Origin of the sequence: Mesorhizobium sp. M4B.F.Ca.ET.214.01.1.1, from assembly GCF_004791545.1 — a bacterium.
Lineage (GTDB): Bacteria > Pseudomonadota > Alphaproteobacteria > Rhizobiales > Rhizobiaceae > Mesorhizobium > Mesorhizobium abyssinicae.
Map to the genome: position 1 here is coordinate 1 of NZ_SRUX01000269.1, position 289 is coordinate 289.

Sequence of the window (289 nt, forward strand, 5' to 3'; positions counted from 1 at the left end):
CTGCCGCTTCGCGCGCCGCCAGACGCGCGAGAACACTAGGAGTGCGGTCAGCGTATTGACGCGCTTGACCTTCCGCCTGGCGGCGGCCAACAGTCGGCGCGTCGCCGGCGGAACGGCACGCCAGTGATCGTGGCAAATCCACTCCTCGGCGATGTCGGTCGTGACGGTATCGCCGGCGTCGTAACCGCCTCGATCGACGGTGACGAGATCCGGCAGCGCGCGCTTGGTGCGCCGGCAGTACGGGATCAGGCAGCGAATGCGATCAGCCACGCCCCCCCCTATGACCCAG

At 68.5% G+C, this 289-nt stretch carries 1 pseudogene; it reads right to left on the bottom strand.

Annotated features, from left to right (window positions below):
* Positions 1-270: pseudogene (locus EN857_RS34205) on the bottom strand (hypothetical protein); the annotation flags it as partial.
* Between the last annotated feature and the right edge of the window lie 19 nt (positions 271-289).